This is a genomic window from Anaerophaga thermohalophila str. Valhall (genome assembly GCF_000250735.1).
GTDB classification, from domain to species: domain Bacteria; phylum Bacteroidota; class Bacteroidia; order Bacteroidales; family Marinilabiliaceae; genus Anaerophaga; species Anaerophaga thermohalophila_A.
In genome coordinates, this window is the sequence record NZ_AHZV01000287.1 from 1 (window position 1) to 732 (window position 732).

Annotated in this window: 1 pseudogene; it reads left to right on the forward strand. The window is 41.9% G+C overall.

Annotated elements, in window-relative coordinates:
* Positions 1 to 732 (forward strand): annotated as a pseudogene (locus tag OQ5_RS23610) (hypothetical protein); the annotation flags it as partial.

Here is a 732-nt window from a genome sequence, read left to right on the forward strand (position 1 = left end):
AGTTAACGTAAAACTCGATCTGGAGGCCAATAAGAAGTTCTATTTAAGCAGCCCGGTAAAGAACGCACAATTGGCCTGGTTTTATCCGGATGGAGATATAGATAATGATTATGTATATGTTTTCAGGAAAGAACCAACCTGGCGATGGATACGAGTTGATGATTCATATCAAAGCGGGAATCCTGATTTAGGAACGATGGAAGCTGTAGGTGCTGTTTATCTGCAAGGAAAGGCTTTGGATTATTCCGGAGAATTGTATAATTCAGATGTATCAAAAATTTCTGACGGGTATGGCTTTTTCTTATTAGGAAATCCTTATCCGGCTGCCATTGACTGGGAGGACCCGGCCGGTTGGATACGCGACGGATTTTCCAATACCATGTGGAGTTGGATAACCATTGACGGAGAGCGCATTATTCAGACCTATAATAATGGCGGCGACGAGCTTCCCGGGGAGTATTCAATAGTGGCCGATGGATATGACGCAAGTACGGTAAGTCATATTCCCCCTTATCAATCTGTCTGGTTAAAACAGGAAACAACAGGGGAAAAGACTATTACAGTAAAGCGTGCAGCCAGAGTAAAAGAAAGTGATGCACCATTAAAAAGTGCATCAAATGAAACTTTCTCGTACAATCTGATAAGAATACAGACCGACAATAATATTCTGATTGACGGGACGGTGATTTATTTTAATGAAACATTTACTGAGGGTGCCGGAGAAGAAGACTC